This is a genomic window from Paenibacillus tianjinensis, from assembly GCF_017086365.1.
In the GTDB taxonomy this organism is placed as follows: Bacteria; Bacillota; Bacilli; order Paenibacillales; family Paenibacillaceae; genus Paenibacillus_AQ; species Paenibacillus_AQ tianjinensis.
This window is the reverse complement of record NZ_CP070969.1, coordinates 6,075,962-6,098,311: the sequence shown is the minus strand read 5'-3', so window position 1 is coordinate 6,098,311 and position 22,350 is coordinate 6,075,962. Positions and strand designations below refer to the sequence as shown.

The window sequence follows — 22,350 nt, the reverse complement described above, 5'->3', positions numbered from 1 at the left end:
TTTGCAGTAGGACTATAGAATTCTGCGGGCGGTCACAAAGCGGTCCTTCCACTGGCCGTCAAAGGCTTCCATATGAACGCCCAGCTTAGCGGAATAGGTATGCAGTAACTGATTGTTCCCGGCATAGATGGCTACATGGCCGATGTCCAGCCCGCGCGCGCTGAAGAACAGCAGGTCACCCGGCAGGAGCTCGTCCAGCCCGACCTCCTTGCCTTCCTTGGCCTGATCATAGGATACGCGGGGCAGCTCAATAGACAGGATGTCCCCGAATACGCGCTTCACGAATGAGGAACAGTCGAAGGTACCCGTCTGATCAGGAGAGGCTCCAAATTCATACGGGGTACCGTAAAAGGTCTTGCCGTAGGCAATCAAGGCCTTGGCCTGCTTGTCTGCAAGGGAGGCGCTGGTGTAGTCGGTAAATTTCGGCTTCGCCGAGATATATCCGGTCTGATTGTCCTCGGTCTTTACTTTCAGCCAGAGGGCATCGGCCACACTGACTACATGCACCTTCGTACCTGCTGAGAGTAAATCCGCAGTAACAGGCTTACTCTCGGCATCCGGCTGACTGCGCAGTGTCACTCCCCGGAGGATCGAGGTCTCATAAATGACTGCGGATGTGATCTCCACGGACTGGGTGCTTGGAACCCACTCTACGGTATTTCCCAGGGCCTCGCTGACGAAGCGCAGCGGGATCATCGCGGAACCGCCCGTGAGCTGGCCGGGAACAGCCACATCAATACTTTGACCGTTCAGGTCGGCGGCTGGGGCTCCCATCTGATAGGTAAGCGTAGTGTCTTCTTTGGTGACAGTTACGGTTTTGTCCGTATTGTTCCAGCCCAGAGATGCCCCCTGCGCCTCAAATAACCCGCGCATCGGCACGAGTACGGTTCCGCCCTCGTTCAGAGGCGGGACCTCCGTGTGAAGCAGCTTGCCGTCCAGGTAGACGGATATGACCCCGGATGCTGCCTGCTCCTGTGGCAGGGCATCTGCATAGGCAGCTCCACAGCCGCATAGGGATAGGGTTAGCAGTGAGAGAATTACGGTATTGCGTTTCATCATGTGTTCATCACCTTGCTGATAGAATTCGTTCTATACAGTTGAACTCCGGCAAGGAGAATTGGTTTTGTGGTAAATGATGGTAGTCCGGCCTGATTAAATCCGTCAATAAAATACTTTCTCCTGTAGCAGCTCGAGCGCCCGCCCGATCTCTAGGCGTTCGGCTTCGCTCAGATGCCCGGTGCGCTCGGCGAACCGGATTCCGATGTGCCGGAACGCTTCGTTCATCATGTGTTGGCCTGCAGCGGACAGCGTGATGCCCTGCTTGCGCCGGTCCCCGGGATCGGTCACCCGCTCGCACAGCTGCTTCTCCGTTAATTTCTTCAGCTCGCGGCTCGTATTAGGCATAGACATATGCATACAATCGCTGATTTCACTCAGTGTCACCGGCTGGCTTACCGCAATATATTCGAGAATTTTATACTGCAAAGGCGTTAGCGCCTCGGATTTCACATCTTTGGATAGTTCGCTGGTTATTTGATGGACGGCGGCGGTGAAGGTCACGAATTTCTGAAATAAAGTATTGTTGTCCATAGGATCACCTCTAGAGGACACCATAGCAAAATAATTATCATAAAACAATTATCATTTGACAACTAAAATCCAGGTGTGCTACCCTTTGGTTATCAAATGATAAGTAAAGAGGTGTCGACATGAACACACTGGTTATTTATACTCATCCGAATCATCAGAGCCTCAGCTATGCTTTTTTACAGGAAGTGCTGCGGGGCAGCCGGGAAAATGCTGAAGTTACAGAAATTAAAGTGCTGGATTTATATGAGGAGGGCTTTGATCCGGTGCTGGTGTTTAATGAACAGAAACGCCGCAGAGATATGCACAGCGATCCGAGGCTGGCCGAGTACAGGGAGCAGCTGATCTGGGCTGACCGGATTGTACTGGTCTATCCGATCTGGTGGGGCCGGCCTCCGGCGATGCTCATGGGGTACATTGATCAGATGTTTGCTTCAGGCTTCGCTTACAGGGATAAGGGCGGGATACTGCCGGAGGGGCTGCTGAAGGGGAAGTCTGTAGTGTGCATCTCCGTCATGAAGGGACCGGCGCATTATCCGCTGCTGTGGCTGGGTAATGCGCACAAGATCCTGATGCGCAAAGCATTGTTCAACTATGTCGGAATCCGCAAGGTGAAGTTTTTTGAGTTCGGCAGCATGGAGAGTCCGCGCGGCAAGCATGAACGCAAGCTTCAGCAGGTATACCGCTATTTCAAGACGGTAAGAAGCTAAGCCGCTGAAGCGGAAGCGTTGGTTACAGGCCGCCGGTGTCTCCTGCGGAAGGTCAGGAATATTGCTCCACGTACCAGTCAATAATTTTGCGGGCAATACTGACGGATGGCGGAATATTCGGCAGATTGTCCGGCGTGAACCAGGCGGCATGGTCCAGTTCCAGGCCGTCTACGGTAATTTCCCCGCTCTCGTATTCGGCCAGGAAGCCGACCATCAGCGAATGGGGGAAGGGCCATTGCTGGCTGCCGAAATAAGTGATGTTCTTGACCTTGATGCCCACTTCCTCGCTGATTTCACGCTGCACACAATCCTCAAGCGTCTCGCCCGGCTCGACGAAGCCGGCAATCAGCCCGTACATATTATTCTGGAAATGCGGTGCATGGGCGAGCAGGATCTGGCCGTCCTTCAGGATTGCGGTTATGACCGCAGGTGCAATCCGCGGATAACTGACCTGTCCGCATGCCGGGCAGACCCTGGCATGCTCTGCTCCGGAGAGGACGGTTGCTGTACCGCACTTGCCGCAGAATTGATGGGTCTCATCCCAGGCCAGCAGCTGCAGGGCCCTTCCCGCCAGATGGAATACATCCTCATCGAGCACATCATACAAGGTGCGCAGAGGATGGAAGGCCATACCTGCAGGTTCAGGCATATCTGACGGAACCTCTGCCGCGAAGCAGGGTGTGCCGGCGAACAGGCCAAGATAAAGTGTCCGGATGGGGGCGGCCGCAAGCTGATCCGGCGATTCCAGCTGCGGGATATCTGCCTGTCCGGAAGTTTCCGTTACCAGCAGCTTGCCGGAATGGGTGATGAACCAATAGGCAGATCCGCTGTATTCCGGGTCTGGATTAACGGATGGAAGATAACGCTGATAAACAGATGCTCTTGGTTTAGGCATAATACAGAACCTTTCTGAGTAACGGTAATGGTATTCGTATGCTGTTAAGAATAGCACTATGCGGGAAGGCTAACAAATAAATGGACTGACGGCGGGCTCTCCAGGCTATGGACGGGGCCGCTTTTTGCATTACGAAACAAAGGATTTGACAATCAGTACACTTGTAACTACAATAGTTACAGGAAGCGCGAATCCTTTAATACATCATGAAATACATGGCAGCACAAATAAATAGTTCTAAACGGAGGAATTTGAGATGAAGATCGGATTAACAGGAGCAACTGGACAATTTGGTTCTATCGTGGCGGAAAATTTGCTGAAATCTGTACCAGCCGGCAGTCTTGTCGCCAGTGTGAGAAACCCGGAGAAGGCGGACAGCCTGCGGGCCCGCGGCGTTGACGTCCGCCACGGGGATTTCGATCAGCCGGAGACTTTGGATGCGGCATTTGCCGGTGTGGAACGGCTGCTGATTGTCTCGGCAGACGGGGACAATGATACACGTATCCGCCAGCATAAGGCGGCTGTAGACGCTGCCGTGCGTGCAGGCGTAGGCTTCATCGTCTATACCAGCGTGGGGCATGCGGATTCCAGCTCCCTGTTCCTCGCTCCGGTACACCGAGCAACCGAACAGTTCATTCGTGAATCCGGCATTCCGTACTCCTTCCTGCGCAACAACTGGTATCTGGAGAATGAGGCCGGCTCTATACAGGCTGCTGCAGCTGGAGCACCTTGGCTGACATCCGCCGGAGAAGGCAAGGTTGGCTGGGCAACCCGCCGTGATTATGCAGAGGCAGCGGCCGCTGTTCTCTCTGCTGAAGGCCATCAGAATTCGGTCTACGAATTATCCGGCAAACCGGCTACCCAAGGAGAACTGGCGGCGGTTGTCGGCAGCGTGCTGGGTAAGGAAGTGCCGGTGCAGCAGGTGGATGATGCTACTTATTCCAGTGTGATGGCTGGAGCGGGTGTGCCGGAAGCGGCGTTGCCGATTGTGGTAGCCATCCAGGCCGCAATCCGTGAAGGAGCACTGGACATCGAGAGCGGCGACCTGGAGAAGCTGCTGCAGCGTCCGCTTACGCCGCTTAGTGAGGGTGTAAGTGCAATCCTGAATGGTGCCAAGGCGTAAGACATCACAGCCACACATCAATAAAAAGCGGCCAGAGCCGGATATATCCGTCCAGCTCCGGCCGCAACACGAAAGAGGCTGCACTCATGGTTGATGACCGGAGGGCTGCCTCTTTTTCCTATTGATCAAAATAATTCTCCAGAAGCCTGAGAACAGCTTCCTCCAGCAAGGGCTCCGGCTTCTTGCCAAGCCATTCCTGCGGAACAATCAGATAGCTGCCGGAGCTGCTCTTCAAATAGCTGTAGATGATCTGGGCTTCATCAATCGTATGGCGGCTGATCTCTGTGGCCGACTCAGAGGATGCAGCAGCGAAATGCCCGTTGACCGCTGCGAGTACCGTGCGGTGCAGCTGTTTCATATCCGGCTCGCCCACATCGAGTTTGGTGCGGAAGAGAATCTTTGCGCCTTTGATCAGGATCAGTTTAAGGGTATGCTCGTCCACCGGCTCCAGTACGGCGATGTTTTTGTTCTCTCCGGTGAACCTGGAGACCTGTTCCTTTTGAAGCAGCGCCTGAACCGCTCCTGCATAATCGCGGTATTTGGCGGCTGCCTCGAAATCAAACCGCTCCGCCGCCTCATCCATGCGCTGTTCCAGGTCGTTCAGTATCCCCCTGTCACTTCCGTCCAGGAGAGCGATGATCCGGTCCATAATTGTATTATAGGCATCAAGTGCTTCGCCGCCGCCGCACATTCCGATACAGAGGCCAAGCGAGTGGTTGAGGCAGAGCGAATGCCCGGTGTGCGGGCTGCTGCAGAGAATCCGCTGGCTTTCTTTGATCCCTTGTACCGCCCGCTCGACGGTGCTCCTGCTCGTATAGGGACCGAAATGCAGCTGCTGTCCGGGAGGGCCGGGATCATAGCCCACTTCAATCTGGCGGCGCCCGGTCCTATCCGCACGGATGGAGATGTAGCTGTAGGCCAGCGGATTTTTCATTTTTTTATTGTACATCGGCTTGATTTCTTTAATGAGCTGGCACTCCAGCATGAAGGCCTCAAACTCCGTATCGGTCAGCCTGTATTCAAGGTCTCTGATATTGCGGACGAGCTGCACCACCTTGGGAGAGTGGCCTTTGTTATTATAAAAATAAGACTGCACCCGTTTCCGCAGTTGCTTAGCCTTGCCGACATAAATGATGTGGCCGAGGCTGTCCTTCATCAGATAGACACCTGGCGTTAAGGGAAGGCTTTGCACTTTTTCGGTTAGATTCATAGGAGTCACCTCCGCTTATAGCGTTCATTGGTATATTTAAGTATATACGAGATTTGTGCCCGCAGGCGACTGGCAAAGTATAAGGCTTCGCTCTACAATGGGAGTACTAAGTAGAGTGTAGAGTGGCATCCTGATAGGGGGTAGGCCGATGAAATTCCGGACAACTGTAATACTTGGCGGCAAGACAGCAACGGGGATACCGGTCCCGGCAGAGGTAGTAGCCAGCCTTGGCACAAGCAAGAAGCCGGCGGTCAAGGTAACGATTGGCGGCTATACGTATCCCAGCACGGTGGCTGTTATGGGCGGGCAGTTTCTGATTCCGCTTAGTGCGGACCACCGCAAAGGCGCCGGCGTTAGCGCCGGAGAGGAAATCGAGGTAGAGATAGTGCTCGACAACGAGCCGAGGGAAGTGACCGTACCGCCTGATTTTGCGGAGGCGCTTGACCGGGAACCGGCGGCCCGGAGCTTTTTCGACGGGTTATCATACAGCAATAAGCAGCAGTTCGTGCTGTCCATTGAAGAGGCTAAGACTGCCGAAACGCGGCAGCGGCGCATCGGCAAGGCGGTTCTGAATTTGAGTGAGGGCCGCTCCCAATAGGACGATTCTCCAATAATCGCCAATAATAACCTTTAGTGAAGCGGTCCTTCGGGATCGCTTTTTGCGTTGGCCGGGTGGCAAATAGCGGCCGGGTTTAGATCCCAGTGCCGCTGCTGTGTGATAAAGACCACAAAAGCACCGGGCGGAACCCCTTATCATTAAAAAGATGAATACATGAGTTTCGCCAGAGCTGGGGGGCTTTGATATGAAATATTCTATCGGGGAGTTCGCGTCAATTCTTGGAATCACAGCGGATACGCTGCGGCTGTATGAGAAACATGATATTGTCAGACCGATGAAGGATCATCATAACAATTATCGTTATTTCGATGATTTGGATGCCCGGAATCTGCTGTCGAGCCGCTGGTACCGCAGTATGCAGATTCCGCTGCAGGAAGTAGCGGAGCTGATCAATGAAGCGCCGGCGGAGCGGGTGGTGGAGTCTATCGCAGCCGCACAGCTGCAACTGGAAGCAGAAATCCGGCGGAGCACGATGCTGCTAGGCAAAATTAATGACATCCATAAGGAGCTTAAAGCCATCGGCGAATCCTTCTACAAGTGCCGGATTAAGCAGATGCCGGGTATGTACCGGATCCGGCAGACGGACAAAAATCATCTGCTGCAGAAGGATTGTCTCAAAAGAACGGTGCAGGCCTGGATGGAGCTGCTGCCGTTCACCTTCTATTCTTTCCGCATCCGGAACTCGGAAAGCTGCAGCGGGGAGTTTGATTACAACTGGGGCCTGGCGCTGCTTGAAGAGGATCAGGAGCAGCTTGGGGTATGCTTGAACGACAGCGTGGAGTATCTTCCGCCCTGCACCTGTATCTCCGCGGTTATCGTCGCTTCTGATGAGGAATATATCGAGCAGAAGGTCTTCCAGTTTATGCTCGATTACGCCGGGGAACACCGTTATACAGTTACTGGCGATATATACGGCAAGATTCTTTTCACGGAACGTGTTGAAGGGGAGAACAAATCCTATCTGGAGATCAACATTCCGATTTAATCCGGCCCGGACTGTATACGGCAGATAAACTTTGAGAAAAAATTCACAACTATTTCATTGACCTTGGTGCTGCACCAAGGTTTAGACTCGGTGGCATAGGCGGCCTATAGCAGAGAAAACGGTTAGCCATAAACCATATGGGGGGAAATAGAAGTGCACAAGCAAATCAATTCTAGAATGTTCATTTTGTTGCTATGTCTCGTTATGATCCTGGCAGTCATCAGCGGCTGCAGCGGCAATTCTGCTGAACCGGCAGCTTCAGAGCAGCCATCGGCTTCGCCTGAGGCTACGCAGGGGACGGCAGATAGCAGCGGGATACCGGCTTCTTTCAAAGCGGGAACCTACAAGGCGGAAGCCGACGGCAAAGACGGCAAAGTCCAGGTAGAGGTTACACTGGATGCCGCGCAGACCATTACGGATATCAAGGTCCTGGGCCAGAGTGAAACTGCAGGCATCGGCGTGGAGGCCATGAATAAGATTAAGGACGAGATTATTGCCGGCCAGACTCTGGCGGTCGATGCGGTCAGCGGTGCTTCCGAGTCCAGCAATGCCATTCTGGCTGCGGTAGAAGATGCGCTTAAGCAGGCTGGCAGTAACGTAGAGGCGTTCAAATCACGTGAAGTGGCCAAGGCAGGCGCGGGTAAAACAGAGCAGCTCTCGGCCGATGTTGTCGTCGTGGGGGCAGGAGCCTCCGGCGTGTCGGCGGCTGTATCGGCTGCGGATAAAGGTGCGAAGGTTATTATTATAGAGAAAACCGCTACGATCGGCGGAGCAAGCAATCTGTCCTGGGCAGGCAAGTTCTATAATTCCTCAGCTGCAATCAGCAGCGGGCTAAAAATCAGCGTCGAGAAGGAAATCTCCGACTGGATCGCCAATAACCACTGGCGGGTGGATGCGGCGGCTATACGCCAGTATGTGACGAAATCCGGAGATACCTATGACTGGCTGGCCAAAAAGGGCTATCCAACGACCTTCATTAATTTCGCCGGAGAACAGCTGCATATGCTGCCGGCTTATGATACGCGTCAAGGACTGCTGCGGGCAATGCTGGCGGAATCGGTGGAAAAAGGCGGCGGACAGGTCATTACCGAAACGACTGCCAAGAAGCTGATGACAGGCGCAAACGGCGAGGTAACCGGAGTAGTGGCTGAGAAGGCTGACGGCACAACGCTTGAAATTACCGGCAAAAGCATTGTAATGGCAACCGGCGGTTACGCCGCCAACAAAGAGATGGTCAAAGAGGCCTTCGGCTTCGAAGGTGTAAACGGCGGACTCGGCCAGAATATCGGCGAAGGCCTGAAGATGTCATGGGATGCCGGCGCGAAGGTTCCGGATAATTTCGGCGGGCAGATGCTGCACCAGACCCTGGCCAGATCTACAGAGAAGCTGAAAACCCAGTATGAGCCGTTTGAGGCCAGCTATCCGCTAATGACCACCTACCTGCCTAATTTCATGAACGTCGGCCCTTCCGGGGCGAGATTCAGAGATGAAGCGGCGACACTTACAGCTGTAGCAGCAGCTAATACCAGTGCTTTTAACGGGGCTTATCATTTGGTTATCGTCTCTCAATCGCAAATCGATGCCCTTCAGGCGAAAGGAATGAAAGGGGTAAAAGCACCTGCCCTGCCGGGAATGCCGCCGGAATTCTATGCAGCATTTGCTGATCAGTTCACGCTGGATAACCCTTGGAAGGATGCCGACAAAGTATTCGAGTCCATGGTTGCTAACGGGGACGGTTATAAAGGCAATACCATTGAAGAATTGGCCCAAAATGCCGGCATGGATGCGGCTGTATTTACCGATGCCTTCACTAAATACCAGGAAGCGGCTAAGACCGGTGTGGATACCGAGTTTGGCAAAGCCAAGGAATATCTGCTTCCGATGGGGGAGAGCGGACCTTATTACGCGGTAATCGCTGAGATTAACAATCTCGGTTCGGTCGGCGGATTACTCGTCAACACCAAGTTCCAGGTGCTGAACGACAAGCGGGTGCCAATTAAGGGCTTGTACGCTGTCGGTCTGGAATCGGAAGGCGTATTGTTTAATGATACTTATGTCGGCAACGGTGTCGGCATCGGCTACTCCTTCACCTCCGGACGTCTCGGCGGAGAGGATGCGGCAGCCGGCGCTATGGCACAATAATACTTTATGCTGCTGCCAGAAGCAGGTAGGAAGGGGGAGCCGTTAGGCTTCCTCTTTCCTCTGTCCCCGTGCTACTATGTAGAGGTATTACATCTATTCCAAAAGTGAGGCTGATACATATGGTGATGGCGCGAGGTAACTGCCCGGTGCGGCCAGACTAATCTGATAACAGGATAGTGCCGGGCGTTTCGATAAACAGGTTATCAGGTGAAAATCTCAGCTGCACCTTATCCGCAGAGCGTACTACAATACACATGCGAGAGGGGTATAGTTATGGGAACGGACGATTTAAGAAGACATGATACAGGAAGCAGCGAATGGAAGCAAAGCTGGCTGCAGGAGGAACGGTGTTCCTTCAAGGGATGGGATTTCTCTGCATTATCCGGGCGGATGGAGGACGACGGCCTGCCATGGGATTATGAAGCAGCAGTTAGAACATATATGAACAACAATGAGGGCGCCCTGCTGGATATGGGGACAGGCGGAGGAGAATTTCTCCTGTCGCTCTCGCCTCCGCCGGGACGTACGTACGCTACAGAGGCGTATCCGCCCAATGTGGAGCTCTGCAGGAAGCTGTTCCCGCCGCACGGAATCGAGCTGAGACAGGTGTTTAGCGATGATTCCCTTCCGTTTGAAGACCACAGTATGGAGCTGATTATAAACCGGCATGAGGCATTCTCCATTCAGGAGGTAAAGCGGATATTGAAGCCTGGAGGGGTCTTTGTTACCCAGCAGGTGGGCGGACGGAACAACCGCACCTTATCGGAGTTTCTGCTGGGGGACGAAGCCGCACCGGTCGATGAAGCCTTCAACGTGGAGCAGGTCAGCGATGAGCTGCGCAGCAGCGGATTTACGATTGTTCAGGCGGATGAAGCCTTTCCCTTGCTGAAGTTCAAGGATGTGGGGGCACTGGTGTACTTTGCAAAGATTATGGAATGGGAGTTCCCCGGCTTCTCGGTGGAGAAGTGTTATGACCGGCTGTGCCTGCTGCAGGAGCAGCTTGCGAAGACAGGTTATATCGGGAGTATGGAGCACAGGTTTTATATCATCGCTATAAAAGCTTAACAGAAACCGCCACTCCGGCTTGCCGGGGTGGTTTTTTGCTGTCTGCTGCTCCAGCCAATACCGCTTTTCATGAGGCTGACGAACACTGTCATTTCCCGCCGGACTCCGCGAACAAACGCCTAACCCGATGCATAGCATATAGCACCATCTTGCTATAAAGGAAAGGAGGCGCTATCTATAATGGACATCCATTTAGGTGCGATCCACTATGTATATCTGGTGTTTATTGTGTTCATCCTGGCGCTGCTGATCCGGCGGCGTGACACGACCATGATCTGTGTGGCCGGGATCTTCACCCTGGGGCTGCTGGCTACAGAAACGCTTAGCGGTTCGGTGTCGGGGATCTTCAACTCTTTTGTCTACGCGACCAAGGAGCTGCTGGGCACCATTATGATTATCTCCATCATTGTGGCGATGAGCCGGATTCTGATTATCACAGGCATCAATGAAGCGATGGTCGCTCCGCTTACCCGCTTCCTGCGCACCCCGGCGATGGCCTACTGGGGCATCGGGCTGATTATGATGGTGACGTCGCTCTTCTTCTGGCCTTCGCCTGCAGTTGCGCTGGTCGGTGCCGTGCTGCTGCCGGTAGCGCTGCGGGTCGGTCTGCCCGCGCTTGGCGCGGCGATGGCCATGAACCTGTTCGGCCACGGCATGGCATTATCCGGGGATTATATTATCCAGGGAGCTCCGAAGCTGACGGCGGATGCCGCCGGTCTTCCGGTATCCAGTGTGATGGAGGCGAGCATTCCGCTGGTTATTGTTATGGGCCTGGTGACTACGGTCTCCGCCTTCTGGATGATGCGCAGGGATCAGAAGAACGGGACCTGGAGAGACGGACTCGTATCCTCCAAAGGCGGGGCAGGCCCGCTTACAGCAGCTGAGGCGGAAGATACAGCACCGGTGTTCATGAGCGCGAATCTTAGAAAAGGGCTGGCGATCGCCATTCCGCTGCTGTTCCTGCTGGATCTGGCAGGGATGTTCGCCCTTAACCTGCAGGGCGGCGATGCGACTGCCCTTGTCGGCGGAACAGCTGTGTTCATTCTTATTGTCATTACACTGCTGGCCCACCGGAATCAGGGCCTGGAGAAGGTTACCTCTTACCTGATCGAAGGGTTTGTGTTCGGCTTCAAGGTGTTCGGTCCGGTAATTCCGATTGCCGCTTTCTTTTATCTCGGTGATTCCGCCTTTACCGAACTGTTCGGCAGCACGCTGCCGGCCGGTTCCCACGGCATCGTGAACGACCTGGGCGTCGCCCTGGCGGACCATGTGCCGCTTAACGGCGCGGTCGGAGCCGTAACGCTGACGGTGATCGGGGCGATCACCGGTCTCGACGGCTCCGGCTTCTCGGGCATCTCGCTGGCCGGCTCGATTGCCCAGATGTTTGCGGCGGCGATTCACTCCGGCGCCGCAACGCTGACTGCCCTTGGCCAGGTGACCGCCATCTGGGTTGGCGGCGGCACACTGATTCCGTGGGCACTCATTCCGGCTGCCGCCATTTGCGGCGTCAGCCCGTTCGAACTGGCCCGGCGCAATCTGAAGCCGGTCCTGCTGGGTCTCGCGGCGATGACAGTGGTCGCCATGTTCCTGGTATAAGGGCTCCTTGCCCAAAGCTCCGGTGCATAAGAAATGCTCTCCCTATCCATGCTAATGGAGAACGAAAGCGTGAGAAGGGAGAGTGTTCTTAGTATGAAACATTATGAATCCAGTCTGCGCACGAATAGTACAGTGGATCAGGCGCAGGACTCGGTAACGAAGCTGCATAATGCTGTATCCCAGGCGCTGAGCCATCCGAATGAGCAGACCCTTACCCAGGCAGAGAATAGTCTGGAGCATGCCGAGGAGGCTGTACGGCATGCCCCGGAGGGCTCGGTCGGCAGACGTGGTGTGGAGCTGACCGAAGAACGGCTGGCTGACGAAAAGGAAAGATTGGCCGGTCTGCAAGACCAAGCATACCGGCTCGAAGACTAGGCAGTCATAGGGCAGCAGGGTCTCGGCATTTCCGGCAATGGCCGGGAATGCCTTTTTCCTGTGGTTAAATCCTGAACTAAACGCGGACAACCGCATTCAAACCGCCCGTTTCGGGTTATAGAAGTAAGAGATATGAGGAGGCGATTATATGCTGGAACCCGCGGAAACATTCGTACATCTGGAAACACGGGAGGAGCTTCAGGCTGCGCTTGCTGGAATTGCCAAGTGGGAAAAGGAACAGAATAAACTGATGATCTGGGACCGGATCACCCGGCTCCCGTTCAAACTGCTCGATAAGGTCACTCCGAAGGTCATCCACGAGAAGGTGGGCAAGCTGCTGGATGAGCTGGGCAGCTATATTCAGAACGGGGGCAATTATCTGGTGGCCGGGCGCAAGGTGGGACTGCTGATGGAAGCTGCAAGCAAGGCTGCGGGAGCCCCGGAGAAGGGGCCGTTCCCTCTGGCTGTTATGGATGCCGCTGCACAGAAGCTTAGCCAGAGCAGCCGCAATGTGGCAACGGCGCAGGGAGCAACGACCGGCTTCGGCGGTGTGTTCACGCTCGCAGCTGATATTCCTGCAGTTCTGGGCCTGTCGCTGAAGGTCATTCAGGAGATCGGGTTATGCTACGGATATAATCCTACAGAGAAAGCCGAGCGGATCTTTACAGTGAAGGTGATGCAGTTTGCCTCTTCGGACATCGTGGGTAAGCGGACGATTCTCCGGGAGCTGAATTTGCAGGCCGGAGGCGATGGAGATATAACAGCCGGGGCAAATGCCGCCGTCTCCTCCATCCAGGGCTGGCGCGAGGTTATCACCGTCTACCGTGACAACTGGGGCTGGAAGAAGCTGCTGCAGACCGTTCCGGTGGCCGGGATGTTCTTCGGCGCATTCATCAACCGCAAGGCGCTGGAGGATGTGGCGGAGGCTGCACAAATGCTCTACCGTAAACGGAGAATTATGGCCCGGCTGGCCGAATTAGACAGCGAATAGCCAGGCCAGCCAGGGGTATTCCTGGATTTAACCGAATAACAGCCCTTTGCCGCCCACTGGCTTGATCTTCGTAGACTCGACACCGGCAATCAGCGGCATGGCGCGCCGGATCGCAGCTTGGGTGTCTTCAAGGGTGAGTGAGGCTGCATGGGCATCCGGGCTGCTCCACACCTCTGTTACCCAGAGAATATCGGGCTCAGTATCGGAGATATTGATAATGTACAGTTCACATTCTTCTACAGCCTCGGCGGCAGCTGCACTTTCCAGCAGAATGGCCGCCAGGGTATCGCGCTGGCCCGGTTTGGCGGTGAATTTCGCATACATTCCGAATTTACTCATGGTTCACGCTCCTATCTGCTCTCGATTTCCAGCCAGTTTTTGCGGATCAGCTTCTGGTACCAGTAATAGCTTTCCTTTGGTGTCCGTTTTTGGGTACGGAAATCGACATGCACCAGCCCGAAGCGGCAGGAGTAGCCGAATGCCCATTCAAAATTGTCAATCAGCGACCAGGTCAGATACCCTTTAACGTTGACTCCGGAGTCGATGGCCCGGCCAAGCTCGGTAATATGGCTCTGCAAAAAGCGGATTCTCCGCTCATCCGGCACCCGTCCGTCAATCACTTCGTCATTGTAACAGGCGCCATTTTCCGTAATATAGATCGGCAGCGGACCGCACAGCTCTTTAAGCCAGTTTAAGGTCAAATACAGCCCTTCCGGGAAAATAAACCAGCCCTTGTCGGATTTGTCGTAGCCGATGTCCACATGCTCGAGGTCCAGATAGTTATTCCCCGCTTTGTGCCGCACGATGTTTCCACCGTAGAAGTTGAGGCCCAGGAAATCAAGCTTCTGCGAAATAAGCTCCATATCCCCTGCTTCAATCACCGGTTCAGCGCCTTTGGTCTTGAACCATTGCGCCATGGCCTCGGGATATTTGCCGGTAAAGACCGGCGTAACAAACCAGGTATAGATGGAAAAAGCACGGTAGGCCGCATCTACATCCTCCTGCTTCTGCGAGAACGGATCGTACCAGTAAATGTCCGGCGCATAGCCGATGACACCTGCCGTCCCGAGTTCCCGGAACTTGCGTACCGTAGCCCCGTGCGCAACCAGGACATGGTGAGCGACCTGGATGGCCGACTGCCAGTTCTGGATACCCGGCGCATGTCTGCCCAGCAGATGGCCGTTAATGGCGATGCACCAAGGCTCGTTAAACGTAATCCAGTGCTTGATCAAGCCGTCAAATTCCCGGAACATGGTTTCGGCAAACTGGACAAAAGCATCGATGGTTTTCCGGTTCTCCCAGCCGCCCTGCTCCTGCAGCGCCTGCGGCAGCTCCCAGTGGTAGAGCGTGCAGAAGGGCTCAATGCCGTTATCGAGAAGGGCCGCGACGAGTTTTTTGTAATACGCTATCCCTTTAGGATTCACTTCACCGCTGCCGGTGGGATAAATGCGCGGCCAGGAGACGGAGAAGCGGTAGGCTTTGACACCCAGCTCCTTCATCAGCCGGATATCCTCCTCGTAGCGCTCATAGCTGTCGCAGGCCACACTGGCATCATCACCGTTATAAATACGGCCGGGAATGGCGGCAAGCTCGTCCCATATGCTTGGCCCGCGGCCATCCTTGTCTAAGGAACCTTCAATCTGATAGGCAGAGGTGGAGACGCCCCAGACAAAATCTTCAGGAAACTGAATAATCGTACTCACTGCTAATTCCTCCTATACTGGACTTCTGATCCGGTCTCTTCCCATTTTAGCAGGAAGATCTCAAGGTTCTATATTCAACAGCTGCGCTGCCTTCTCCTTGATCGCCACAGTATTTTTTGGAATAAACGATAAGGTCTTATTTGAGCAAACTAAATAAGAGGTTGATTATTTAATATGGAGAAGGGTATACTTCTAATTAAGAAAGTGACTGATCAATAACTAAGCGAAATAACAAGAGCAGGAGGCACAGACATGACAAGCGGACAGTCAGGCACGACCCGGCTCAAGACGGCAGAAGCAACCAGCGTGAATCGGCGGGAGCAGATTTTAGAGGCGGCGGTTGTAGTTTTTGCGGAGCACGGCTATTTCCGGGCGACCACGGCGCAGGTGGCAGAGAAGGTGGGGATTTCCCAGCCTTATATTTTCAAGCTGTTCAAGAACAAGGAGGAGCTGTTTGTGGCGGCGCTGGACCGGGCTTTTGAGCGGATTATCCGCAGCTTTCAGAGTGTTACGGCTCCGGCCGGGGAGCTGCTTAATGAAACCATCCGTGTGTATGAGCAGCTGATGGAGACACATCCGAGCGAGATTGTGCTGCAGGTGCAGGCCTTCGGCATCCGCGATGACGCGATCCGCCAGGCGGTGCAGAAAGGAATGCAGGAGGTAACCCGTCTGGTCGAAGGAAAGTTTATAGCAGCCGGAATCACGAATCCCGAAGTGGAAGTAAGCACCTTTATGGCCAACGGCATGCTCTGCAATATTGCAATGGTGCTGGAAATGCCTTCGCTTAAGCCGAAGCATTTGAAGCTGGAATAGGTCCCGGCGCAGCGGGGAGTAAGCAGTTATTCTTGAATTTCAGGGTGTAGGGCCCTGAAGCATGGTTTAAATAGTGATTAATCAATAAAAAAACCGCTCCATTATGGACCGGCAGGCGAAATCTTTGTGAACCGAGGACTAAAAACAACCTTTCCGGCGGAAGATAGAAATAGTCAGGCTCTTTGATCTGTGATACTATTTATTTCTATATATAAGAGGGAAGTGAACACGAATGATCAGCATTACAATTCCTGCACCGGATGTAACCATATTCAAACAGGAGAACCCTGTACTAAGCCATATTTACGGGTTTACGGACTTTCACCTGATCACACGGGAAGCCGGCGGTATCTTCATGTTCTACAATGATCAGGATGAGCTGCTGTTTGTGGGCAAAGCCAGAAAGCTTAGACCCCGGATTAAGAAGCATTTTGAAGACAGTGTATCTGTAATGAAGGGGCACCGCGATGAGGTCACCAAGATCGAAGTCTGCCTCGTCGAAGATCCGGTAGACCGGGAGATTTATGAGACGTACATCGTGAACAAGCTCAAGGCGAAATACAATGTAGAGAAAGTACTGTATAAATAAGCTGTTGATGCATAAGCGTAGTCCTTTGGGGCTGCGCTTTTTGCTGTGTTTGTGTTCATAAATCGTTCCAAAGACTTGGGTAATCCTTCCTTCACAGATAAACTGGGCCTTAGGATATATTTAACAAAGTTAGACATTAAGGCTCACTTATACACCGGGCAAATCAACTATAATAATCTCGTATATGCTCGACATTTTTTGACATTATAATGAGGTGATTTATAGATGGCTGCTCCTTTTTTCAAGAAAAGAGATGCGGTGGATAAAACGCTGAGGCCGGGCATGGTTCCAAAGATGCAAGTGGAGGAGGCCCCTCCGGAAGACCTGAACAGCTATGAGAAGAGTGAAAGTCCGGCCAGCCTGATCTCTACAGGCAAGGCGCAGCTGGACAAGAAATCGCTCGATCTGATCTTTGCCGTGGAGCAAATGATCCAGGCCAGAGCGCATACCGAGTCCAATAATCATGAGCTGCAGGACCGGCTGATCCATTCCAGCGGACATGTGGAGCGGCTGAATAAGGATCTGAAGAACCTGAATAAGGTGATTGAGGACCGGGAAAAGAACATTATGGAGCTTGAGCAGAAGCTGGTGGAGAGGAATCTTAAGGTCGACCAGGTGCTTGAGGACTACCGCGAGCTGCATGCGTCCTTGTCAGGCGAAATGGATGAACTGAAGAGCACGATTGATCTGGAGCAGCAAAAGTACGCCAATCTGGTGCAGAAGCATAACGAGGCCCATGCGGAAAAGCTGAAAAAGATGAACGAGCTGGAAGAAAAGATCGGAAGGCTGGAAACGGAAAACAGCCATTTAAGACAGAAGTACGAAACGGTCCGGCAGGAGAAAGCCTACCTCTCCAGCATGATCAGCGATTTCACGAACCGGATGACGGTTCCTTTTGGCGGCAGCATGCCCGCTGCAGAGCGTAATGAAGGAAACGGGGATACCTAGAGCCTATGCCGGTTCATGACATAAGCGCCAATCTGATGGTTGAGCTGTTGTCGCTAGAGCACAGCCCGGATGGCTGGCAGATGGAGGTAGGTCTTACCCGCAGCGGCGGATCACATAAGAGACAAATGATAAGCATCGATGAATATACATATCTGCAACTCCTTGCATTAGGCCCTTTTGAAGGGCAGAGAGTACGGCTGTCGCTTTACACGAAGTGGGACCCGTTTCGCGGAACCCATTTCAGCAGCCTGGTCAAAATGAACCGGACATTCAGCGAAACCCTGTATTTTGCCTGTTCGGAAGGCTATAAATTGCTGCTGCTCCAGCTTGCGCAGCAGAAGGAGGACGCTTCTTCCGGGCCAGGCAATCAGCCAGTGGCCGAAGAAGCGGCGGCTCCGGCAGCGCCTGCACAGCAGAAGCTTGAGCGGACAGCGCTGCTTAGCCGGCCCATCCTCCTGCGGGGCCTCGTGTTCAGCCTTGTGCTGGCGGTGTTTCTCCTGCGCATGGATGGCGAGGTGGAGCTGTTCACGAACAGTGTGGAAGCGAAGCAGGATGTCTCCCTGGCTGCGGCTGGAGCCGGAACACAAGAGGCCGTTCCTGTCCCGGTCTCTAATGCTTCTGATATTCAGCTGGCTGCTCTTCAGAGCGAACCAGCCGGGGCTACCCCGGCACCTGCGGAGATCCCTGAGATCACTGAGCAGTCGAAGCTGTCCTATGAGACGATTGAGCTTACCGGAGACAGCTATGAGTACAGTCTGCCGAAAGGCTATGTTGCACTATCCTTTGATGACGGCCCGTCGCGTTACACGGAACTGCTCGTGGATATTCTCGTGAAGGCAGGCGTCGCGGCGAATTTTCTGTTCATCGGGCAGAATGTCAGCCAGTATCCGGAGGCAGTCAGCTATGCGGATGAACACGGGATGCCGGTCGGCAATCATTCCTGGGACCACAGTGATCTGACCGCTAACAGTGCGGAAGAGAACCGGACTAATCTGGCGCGGGCGAGCCAGTCGCTGGAGCAGCTGATTGCCGGCCCGGTCACGATATTCCGTCCCCCTTATGGAGCGGTGAATCAGCAGCTGGCGGAAGAGGCCGGCAGACAGCATCTGAAGGTGCTGCTCTGGAATCGTGATCCGGAGGACTGGAAGGCGGACAGTCCGGAGAAGATTCTGAATTATTTCTATCATACCGAACCATCCGGCGGCATATATCTCCTGCATGAGAAGAGTATAACGGTTAAAGTGCTGCCCGAAATCATTGCCTACCTGAAGCAAAAAGGGCTGAAATTCGCCATTTTCAAATAACATCAGCAGGAAGAGCGTACTCTTGGCAGGGGTGCGCTTTTTGTGTATGTTGGCCTGAAATTGTAATATACCGGGGCTGCAGGCGGGAATTCCCCTTGTTTTAATAAAATAAATTTGAGAGAATGAGTATTATAGACCGAACTTTAATGTTTTGAAAAGAGGATAAATAACAATGAATAAACAATCCATTTATGGATTAACCCTGGAGCAACTGGCGTCATGGCTGCTGGAGCACGGGCATAAGAAGTCACGCGCTGCGCAGGTCTGGGATTTTGTGTACCGCAAGCGGGTGTCAGACTTCGCTGACATGTCGGAGATGAATCAAGACTGTGTCCGGCTGCTGGCGGAGCATTTTGTGTTTCAAACGATGGAAGAGCATGTGAAGCAGGAATCGGCCGACGGCACGATTAAGTTCCTGTTCCGGCTGAATGACGGCAACCTGATTGAAACCGTACTGATGCGCCAGAAGTATGGCCTGTCTGTATGTGTGACCACTCAGGTCGGCTGTAATATCGGCTGCAGCTTCTGTGCCAGCGGGCTTTTGGCGAAGAGCCGTGACCTGTCGAGCGGAGAGATTGTGGAGCAGATTATGAAGGTCCAGCAGCATCTGGATCAGGCCGGGCTTGGACAACGGGTCAGCCATGTCGTGGTGATGGGCATCGGTGAGCCGTTCGATAATTTTACGAACCTGCTGAACTTCCTGACCACCGTTAAGGATCATAAAGGGTTGGCGATTGCCGGCAAAGGCATCACCGTCTCGACGAGCGGTCTGGCCGACAAAATCAGAGAATTCGCTGATGCCAATATGCAGGTGAACCTGGCGATCTCTTTACATGCGCCGAATAATGAGCTGCGGACCCGGATCATGAAGATCAACCGCGCGATTCCTATAGAGAAATTAATGCCGGCGATTGATTACTATCTGGAGAAGACGAACCGGCGGATTACGCTGGAGTATATTCTGCTGAAGGATATCAATGACCGCCAGGAGCATGCCCTGGAGCTGGCCGAACTGATCGGCGACCGCCGGCAGCTTGTGAATGTGAACCTGATTCCTTACAACCCGGTGGATGAGCACAGCCAATACCAGCGGACGGAGCGGGAGACGGTGCGGGCCTTTTTTGACACCCTGAAGAAGCAGGGCGTCAGCGTAAGTACCCGGCTGGAGCATGGTGTGGATATCGACGCCGCCTGCGGCCAGCTGCGCAGCAAGCAGATCAGAAAGACCAAAGCGGATACAGCGGTGATGGGGTAAGCTGAGGCCGCCCTGTCCGGGCATCATTGCCGGTTCCTGATTTTGTGATACAATAGCTGGGCAGAGATTTAGGAAAAGAGGAATGCGCAGTGCTGACATTTACGAGTTACACCGTGGAGGATGTTAAAGACCCTTTTGGCATTCTAAGCGGGAAGCGATATGAATTCGTCATTCATCTGGATGTGCCGGAAGAGGACGAACTGTACGAAGAGAACGGTGTTTCGATCCGCGCAATTGTCAAAGCCGAAGCCGGAGAAGCGGCGCTGGTTACTTATGACCTGCTGGAAACGACGACCGGCAAGCTGCTGGAGTTTGATCTGGAAGAGGACGAGGAAGCTGAGCTGGCTCAGTTCTGCAAAGAGCATCTGCCGGAATAACGGAACACAAGGAAGCCCCGGGGTAAGCACGTTAACCCGGGGCTTTTTGCTATATAGATAGGCGGATATTACAGGCAGCTGCTGACATAATAATGAATCTGCCTGTTCCACCAAGGCCAGTCATGGTTCACGTCATGGCCCCAATAGTCAATCCGTGCAGGAATGCCCTTGCGCTGCAGCAGGTCCTGAAGCAGACGGGTCTCATGAAGCATCTCGTCTTCATAGGCTCCTTGTCCGACACAGAGGATGATCTGGCTGCTGCGGTATTGACCCAGATAATGCTCATCATTCAGGCCGGGCAGATAATGGAGCGGAGAATTGAAGTAGACGTTCTCGCTCATATAGTCGCCGAAGAAATAATAGGTGGAATATACGCCGCTCAGGGCAATTAAGGTATCGAAAAAGTGCGGATAACGGAAAAAGAAGCTGGCGCTGTAGTACGCGCCCATGGAGCAGCCTGAGATCAGGATTTTCTGGTCGTCACCGCCATTGTTCCCTTTGCTCTCTTGGAGGATGCCGGGGATCAGCTCCTGCGTAATGTACTTGTCGTATTGTTCATGCCGGATCGCCTTATCCTCATGGTTCCAGTGGGTGGAGAAGAAGGTCTCTTCGTCGATGCTGTCGCAGGCCCAGATCTGCAGCTTGCCGGCCTCGATGAACCCGGAGAGCGTTTCGATCATCCCGGAATCCTCGTATTGGTAGAATCTGCCGAGCGAGGTGGGGAAGACAAGCATCGGTTTGCCGGCGTGGCCGTATACTTTATACTCCATGTCCCTCTGCAGGTGACGGCTGTATTCCTTGCGGTAGCTTGTCTTCATCCGTTAACACATCCTATCCCTCTTCTTGTTGTATATACCGTACGATTTCCCTAACATCCTCTAAGGATGGAGAACGGAACTGGTAGGCGCTGTTTCCCATCGCTCTGCTGAATACCTCTTCGATCTCGGCGTAATTCACAATTTTCGCGCCGTAGGTACGGTAAATGTCTTCATGGCTGTGCGTGTAATGCTTGTGCTTCTTGCGGCTGGCATAGCCGGTATAATATTTGCCTTCATAAGGGCCGCCGACCTCATTATTTGCGATCATGCCCGCCCATTCCTTATACACATCGATATCGTACGAGAAGTTAATGGCATCAGTCATCCAGGCACCGGGCGGACGCATATTCACCTCAAGCGCGATGATCCGGCCATCCTTGTTCGACTTGAACAGCTCAATATGGAAGAAGCGCTCCCTGATATCAAAAGCCTTCAGGATACTCCGTCCGGCCTCCTCGACCTCAGGACTGATCTCCTTCAGGCAGAAATAATAGAGATGGTTATCGGTGTTGACCACTTCCATGACGCTGTTCTCGAACAGATGGCTGACGGCAAACCGCACTTCCCCGTTAATATCCACCAGCCCGTCATAGGTGAGAATCACCCCGTCAATGAATTCCTCAATAATGAAGGAGACATCCGCAGGCTTCGTATCAAAAAAATGCTGCAGCTCTTCCTCATTGCTGATTTTGTAAGTATTGCTGGCTCCGGAACCGAGGTCCGGCTTCACCACCAGCGGGAATCCGGCACTGCGGATGAAATCATCTACACTGTCGCGGGTCGTTCCGGTAGAAAACTGGACGGTACTTACCCCACTTTTGCGGAAAAACTCCTTCATCTTGGACTTCTGCTTCAGGTTGGCGACGAAATCATTCTTCGTGCCGTAAATGTTGAAGTCTGTCCGGATCTTCGCGTCCTGCTCCAGCCAGTATTCGTTCAGCGACTCGAAGCGGTCGATTTTGCCGTATTTATGGGTGAAATAGCCGACGGCCCGCAGAATCTCCTCATAATTCTCCAGATCAGACACTTTGTAATATTCCGTAAGCGCGAGCTGCAGCTTGTCCTCTAAATGGGCGTATTCGGCATCACCAATCCCGAGCACGATGACCCCCCGGCGCTGCAGCTGGGTACAGAAATCGGCACTGTTCTTAGGGAAATGAGGGGAAAAGAAAACAAAGTTAATAGGGATCAGCCCCTTTGGTTAAAATGTAATTCCGAGTCGAACCGTATGATTAATTTAATCTA

At 53.4% G+C, this 22,350-nt stretch carries 23 protein-coding genes; 15 read left to right on the top strand and 8 right to left on the bottom strand.

Annotation, left to right across the window (positions count from 1 at the left end):
* Window positions 1-12: 12 nt before the first annotated feature.
* Window positions 13-1,059, bottom strand: coding sequence for a C40 family peptidase (locus tag JRJ22_RS28230; RefSeq protein WP_206102488.1), 1,047 nt, complete (start codon window positions 1,057-1,059; stop codon window positions 13-15).
* Window positions 1,060-1,161: 102 nt separating this feature from the next.
* Complete coding sequence (locus JRJ22_RS28225; RefSeq protein ID WP_206102487.1) at window positions 1,162-1,590, bottom strand: MarR family winged helix-turn-helix transcriptional regulator; 429 nt, start codon at window positions 1,588-1,590, stop codon at window positions 1,162-1,164.
* 119 nt (window positions 1,591-1,709) lie between these two features.
* Between JRJ22_RS28225 and JRJ22_RS28220 the strand changes: the two genes are divergently transcribed.
* Window positions 1,710-2,297: an NAD(P)H-dependent oxidoreductase gene (locus JRJ22_RS28220; protein ID WP_206102486.1), complete on the top strand. Its 588-nt coding sequence runs from the start codon at window positions 1,710-1,712 to the stop codon at window positions 2,295-2,297.
* Between the two features lie 52 nt (window positions 2,298-2,349).
* Here JRJ22_RS28220 and nudC read toward each other — a convergent pair whose 3' ends face one another.
* Window positions 2,350-3,192, bottom strand: coding sequence for an NAD(+) diphosphatase (gene nudC / locus JRJ22_RS28215; RefSeq protein WP_206102485.1), 843 nt, complete (start codon window positions 3,190-3,192; stop codon window positions 2,350-2,352).
* A gap of 256 nt (window positions 3,193-3,448) precedes the next feature.
* On the opposite strand from nudC, the gene JRJ22_RS28210 reads away from it, so the two are divergent.
* Window positions 3,449-4,315: an SDR family oxidoreductase gene (locus tag JRJ22_RS28210; RefSeq protein WP_206102484.1), complete on the top strand. Its 867-nt coding sequence runs from the start codon at window positions 3,449-3,451 to the stop codon at window positions 4,313-4,315.
* A gap of 118 nt (window positions 4,316-4,433) precedes the next feature.
* Here JRJ22_RS28210 and JRJ22_RS28205 read toward each other — a convergent pair whose 3' ends face one another.
* Window positions 4,434-5,525 (bottom strand): UvrB/UvrC motif-containing protein, encoded by a 1,092-nt coding sequence (locus tag JRJ22_RS28205; protein WP_206102483.1) that lies wholly within the window; start codon window positions 5,523-5,525, stop codon window positions 4,434-4,436.
* A 148-nt stretch (window positions 5,526-5,673) separates the two neighbouring features.
* Here JRJ22_RS28205 and JRJ22_RS28200 point away from each other — a divergent pair, with 148 nt between their 5' ends.
* From JRJ22_RS28200 to JRJ22_RS28170, 7 genes are all read left to right on the top strand, one after another.
* A complete protein-coding gene (locus JRJ22_RS28200; protein WP_206102482.1) occupies window positions 5,674-6,123 on the top strand; it encodes a YdeI/OmpD-associated family protein in 450 nt (149 codons plus the stop codon).
* A 205-nt stretch (window positions 6,124-6,328) separates the two neighbouring features.
* Window positions 6,329-7,129 (top strand): MerR family transcriptional regulator, encoded by an 801-nt coding sequence (locus tag JRJ22_RS28195; RefSeq protein WP_206102481.1) that lies wholly within the window; start codon window positions 6,329-6,331, stop codon window positions 7,127-7,129.
* A 177-nt stretch (window positions 7,130-7,306) separates the two neighbouring features.
* Window positions 7,307-9,271, top strand: a complete 1,965-nt coding sequence (locus JRJ22_RS28190) for an FAD-dependent oxidoreductase (RefSeq protein ID WP_232380983.1) — start codon at window positions 7,307-7,309, stop codon at window positions 9,269-9,271.
* A gap of 273 nt (window positions 9,272-9,544) precedes the next feature.
* The gene (locus JRJ22_RS28185) at window positions 9,545-10,336 is read left to right on the top strand and encodes a class I SAM-dependent methyltransferase (RefSeq protein ID WP_206102480.1); all 792 of its coding nucleotides are present in this window, start codon (window positions 9,545-9,547) and stop codon (window positions 10,334-10,336) included.
* A gap of 180 nt (window positions 10,337-10,516) precedes the next feature.
* The gene (locus JRJ22_RS28180; protein WP_206102479.1) at window positions 10,517-11,932 is read left to right on the top strand and encodes a hypothetical protein; all 1,416 of its coding nucleotides are present in this window, start codon (window positions 10,517-10,519) and stop codon (window positions 11,930-11,932) included.
* Window positions 11,933-12,025: 93 nt separating this feature from the next.
* Window positions 12,026-12,307 carry a hypothetical protein gene (locus JRJ22_RS28175; protein ID WP_206102478.1) on the top strand — a complete coding sequence of 94 codons (282 nt, stop codon included), beginning with the start codon at window positions 12,026-12,028 and terminating at the stop codon, window positions 12,305-12,307.
* Window positions 12,308-12,455: 148 nt separating this feature from the next.
* Complete coding sequence (locus JRJ22_RS28170) at window positions 12,456-13,298, top strand: EcsC family protein (protein WP_206102477.1); 843 nt, start codon at window positions 12,456-12,458, stop codon at window positions 13,296-13,298.
* A gap of 27 nt (window positions 13,299-13,325) precedes the next feature.
* Here the strand turns inward: JRJ22_RS28170 and JRJ22_RS28165 are convergent, their stop codons facing one another.
* Both JRJ22_RS28165 and JRJ22_RS28160 read right to left on the bottom strand, forming a co-directional pair.
* Window positions 13,326-13,637 (bottom strand): putative quinol monooxygenase, encoded by a 312-nt coding sequence (locus JRJ22_RS28165; protein WP_206102476.1) that lies wholly within the window; start codon window positions 13,635-13,637, stop codon window positions 13,326-13,328.
* Window positions 13,638-13,648: 11 nt separating this feature from the next.
* The gene (locus tag JRJ22_RS28160) at window positions 13,649-15,001 is read right to left on the bottom strand and encodes a GH1 family beta-glucosidase (RefSeq protein ID WP_206102475.1); all 1,353 of its coding nucleotides are present in this window, start codon (window positions 14,999-15,001) and stop codon (window positions 13,649-13,651) included.
* 252 nt (window positions 15,002-15,253) lie between these two features.
* On the opposite strand from JRJ22_RS28160, the gene JRJ22_RS28155 reads away from it, so the two are divergent.
* The 6 genes from JRJ22_RS28155 (at window position 15,254) to JRJ22_RS28130 (ending at window position 20,287) form a co-directional block, all read left to right on the top strand.
* On the top strand, window positions 15,254-15,814 hold the full coding sequence (locus JRJ22_RS28155; protein WP_206102474.1) for a TetR/AcrR family transcriptional regulator: 561 nt from the start codon (window positions 15,254-15,256) through the stop codon (window positions 15,812-15,814).
* Between the two features lie 232 nt (window positions 15,815-16,046).
* Complete coding sequence (locus tag JRJ22_RS28150) at window positions 16,047-16,403, top strand: nucleotide excision repair endonuclease (RefSeq protein ID WP_206102473.1); 357 nt, start codon at window positions 16,047-16,049, stop codon at window positions 16,401-16,403.
* A gap of 225 nt (window positions 16,404-16,628) precedes the next feature.
* Window positions 16,629-17,351: a hypothetical protein gene (locus JRJ22_RS28145; protein WP_206102472.1), complete on the top strand. Its 723-nt coding sequence runs from the start codon at window positions 16,629-16,631 to the stop codon at window positions 17,349-17,351.
* Window positions 17,352-17,356: 5 nt separating this feature from the next.
* Window positions 17,357-18,655, top strand: a complete 1,299-nt coding sequence (locus JRJ22_RS28140; RefSeq protein WP_206102471.1) for a polysaccharide deacetylase family protein — start codon at window positions 17,357-17,359, stop codon at window positions 18,653-18,655.
* Between the two features lie 172 nt (window positions 18,656-18,827).
* Entirely contained in the window at window positions 18,828-19,910 is a 1,083-nt protein-coding gene (gene rlmN, locus JRJ22_RS28135; RefSeq protein ID WP_206102470.1) for a dual-specificity RNA methyltransferase RlmN, read from the top strand.
* An 89-nt stretch (window positions 19,911-19,999) separates the two neighbouring features.
* On the top strand, window positions 20,000-20,287 hold the full coding sequence (locus JRJ22_RS28130) for a DUF6509 family protein (protein WP_206102469.1): 288 nt from the start codon (window positions 20,000-20,002) through the stop codon (window positions 20,285-20,287).
* A 68-nt stretch (window positions 20,288-20,355) separates the two neighbouring features.
* On the opposite strand, the gene JRJ22_RS28125 is transcribed toward JRJ22_RS28130, so the two are convergent.
* Together JRJ22_RS28125 and JRJ22_RS28120 are read right to left on the bottom strand one after the other, a co-directional pair.
* The gene (locus JRJ22_RS28125) at window positions 20,356-21,105 is read right to left on the bottom strand and encodes an esterase family protein (RefSeq protein WP_206102468.1); all 750 of its coding nucleotides are present in this window, start codon (window positions 21,103-21,105) and stop codon (window positions 20,356-20,358) included.
* 13 nt (window positions 21,106-21,118) lie between these two features.
* On the bottom strand, window positions 21,119-22,207 hold the full coding sequence (locus JRJ22_RS28120; RefSeq protein ID WP_232380982.1) for an ATP-grasp domain-containing protein: 1,089 nt from the start codon (window positions 22,205-22,207) through the stop codon (window positions 21,119-21,121).
* Window positions 22,208-22,350 lie beyond the last annotated feature (143 nt).

Coding starts and splice junctions, on each gene's coding strand:
- JRJ22_RS28230 (WP_206102488.1), bottom strand. CDS start 1,059: ATGATGAAACGCAATACCGTAATTCTCTCACTGCTAACCCTATCCCTA.
- JRJ22_RS28225 (WP_206102487.1), bottom strand. CDS start 1,590: ATGGACAACAATACTTTATTTCAGAAATTCGTGACCTTCACCGCCGCC.
- JRJ22_RS28220 (WP_206102486.1), top strand. CDS start 1,710: ATGAACACACTGGTTATTTATACTCATCCGAATCATCAGAGCCTCAGC.
- nudC (WP_206102485.1), bottom strand. CDS start 3,192: ATGCCTAAACCAAGAGCATCTGTTTATCAGCGTTATCTTCCATCCGTT.
- JRJ22_RS28210 (WP_206102484.1), top strand. CDS start 3,449: ATGAAGATCGGATTAACAGGAGCAACTGGACAATTTGGTTCTATCGTG.
- JRJ22_RS28205 (WP_206102483.1), bottom strand. CDS start 5,525: ATGAATCTAACCGAAAAAGTGCAAAGCCTTCCCTTAACGCCAGGTGTC.
- JRJ22_RS28200 (WP_206102482.1), top strand. CDS start 5,674: ATGAAATTCCGGACAACTGTAATACTTGGCGGCAAGACAGCAACGGGG.
- JRJ22_RS28195 (WP_206102481.1), top strand. CDS start 6,329: ATGAAATATTCTATCGGGGAGTTCGCGTCAATTCTTGGAATCACAGCG.
- JRJ22_RS28190 (WP_232380983.1), top strand. CDS start 7,307: ATGTTCATTTTGTTGCTATGTCTCGTTATGATCCTGGCAGTCATCAGC.
- JRJ22_RS28185 (WP_206102480.1), top strand. CDS start 9,545: ATGGGAACGGACGATTTAAGAAGACATGATACAGGAAGCAGCGAATGG.
- JRJ22_RS28180 (WP_206102479.1), top strand. CDS start 10,517: ATGGACATCCATTTAGGTGCGATCCACTATGTATATCTGGTGTTTATT.
- JRJ22_RS28175 (WP_206102478.1), top strand. CDS start 12,026: ATGAAACATTATGAATCCAGTCTGCGCACGAATAGTACAGTGGATCAG.
- JRJ22_RS28170 (WP_206102477.1), top strand. CDS start 12,456: ATGCTGGAACCCGCGGAAACATTCGTACATCTGGAAACACGGGAGGAG.
- JRJ22_RS28165 (WP_206102476.1), bottom strand. CDS start 13,637: ATGAGTAAATTCGGAATGTATGCGAAATTCACCGCCAAACCGGGCCAG.
- JRJ22_RS28155 (WP_206102474.1), top strand. CDS start 15,254: ATGACAAGCGGACAGTCAGGCACGACCCGGCTCAAGACGGCAGAAGCA.
- JRJ22_RS28150 (WP_206102473.1), top strand. CDS start 16,047: ATGATCAGCATTACAATTCCTGCACCGGATGTAACCATATTCAAACAG.
- JRJ22_RS28145 (WP_206102472.1), top strand. CDS start 16,629: ATGGCTGCTCCTTTTTTCAAGAAAAGAGATGCGGTGGATAAAACGCTG.
- JRJ22_RS28140 (WP_206102471.1), top strand. CDS start 17,357: ATGCCGGTTCATGACATAAGCGCCAATCTGATGGTTGAGCTGTTGTCG.
- rlmN (WP_206102470.1), top strand. CDS start 18,828: ATGAATAAACAATCCATTTATGGATTAACCCTGGAGCAACTGGCGTCA.
- JRJ22_RS28125 (WP_206102468.1), bottom strand. CDS start 21,105: ATGAAGACAAGCTACCGCAAGGAATACAGCCGTCACCTGCAGAGGGAC.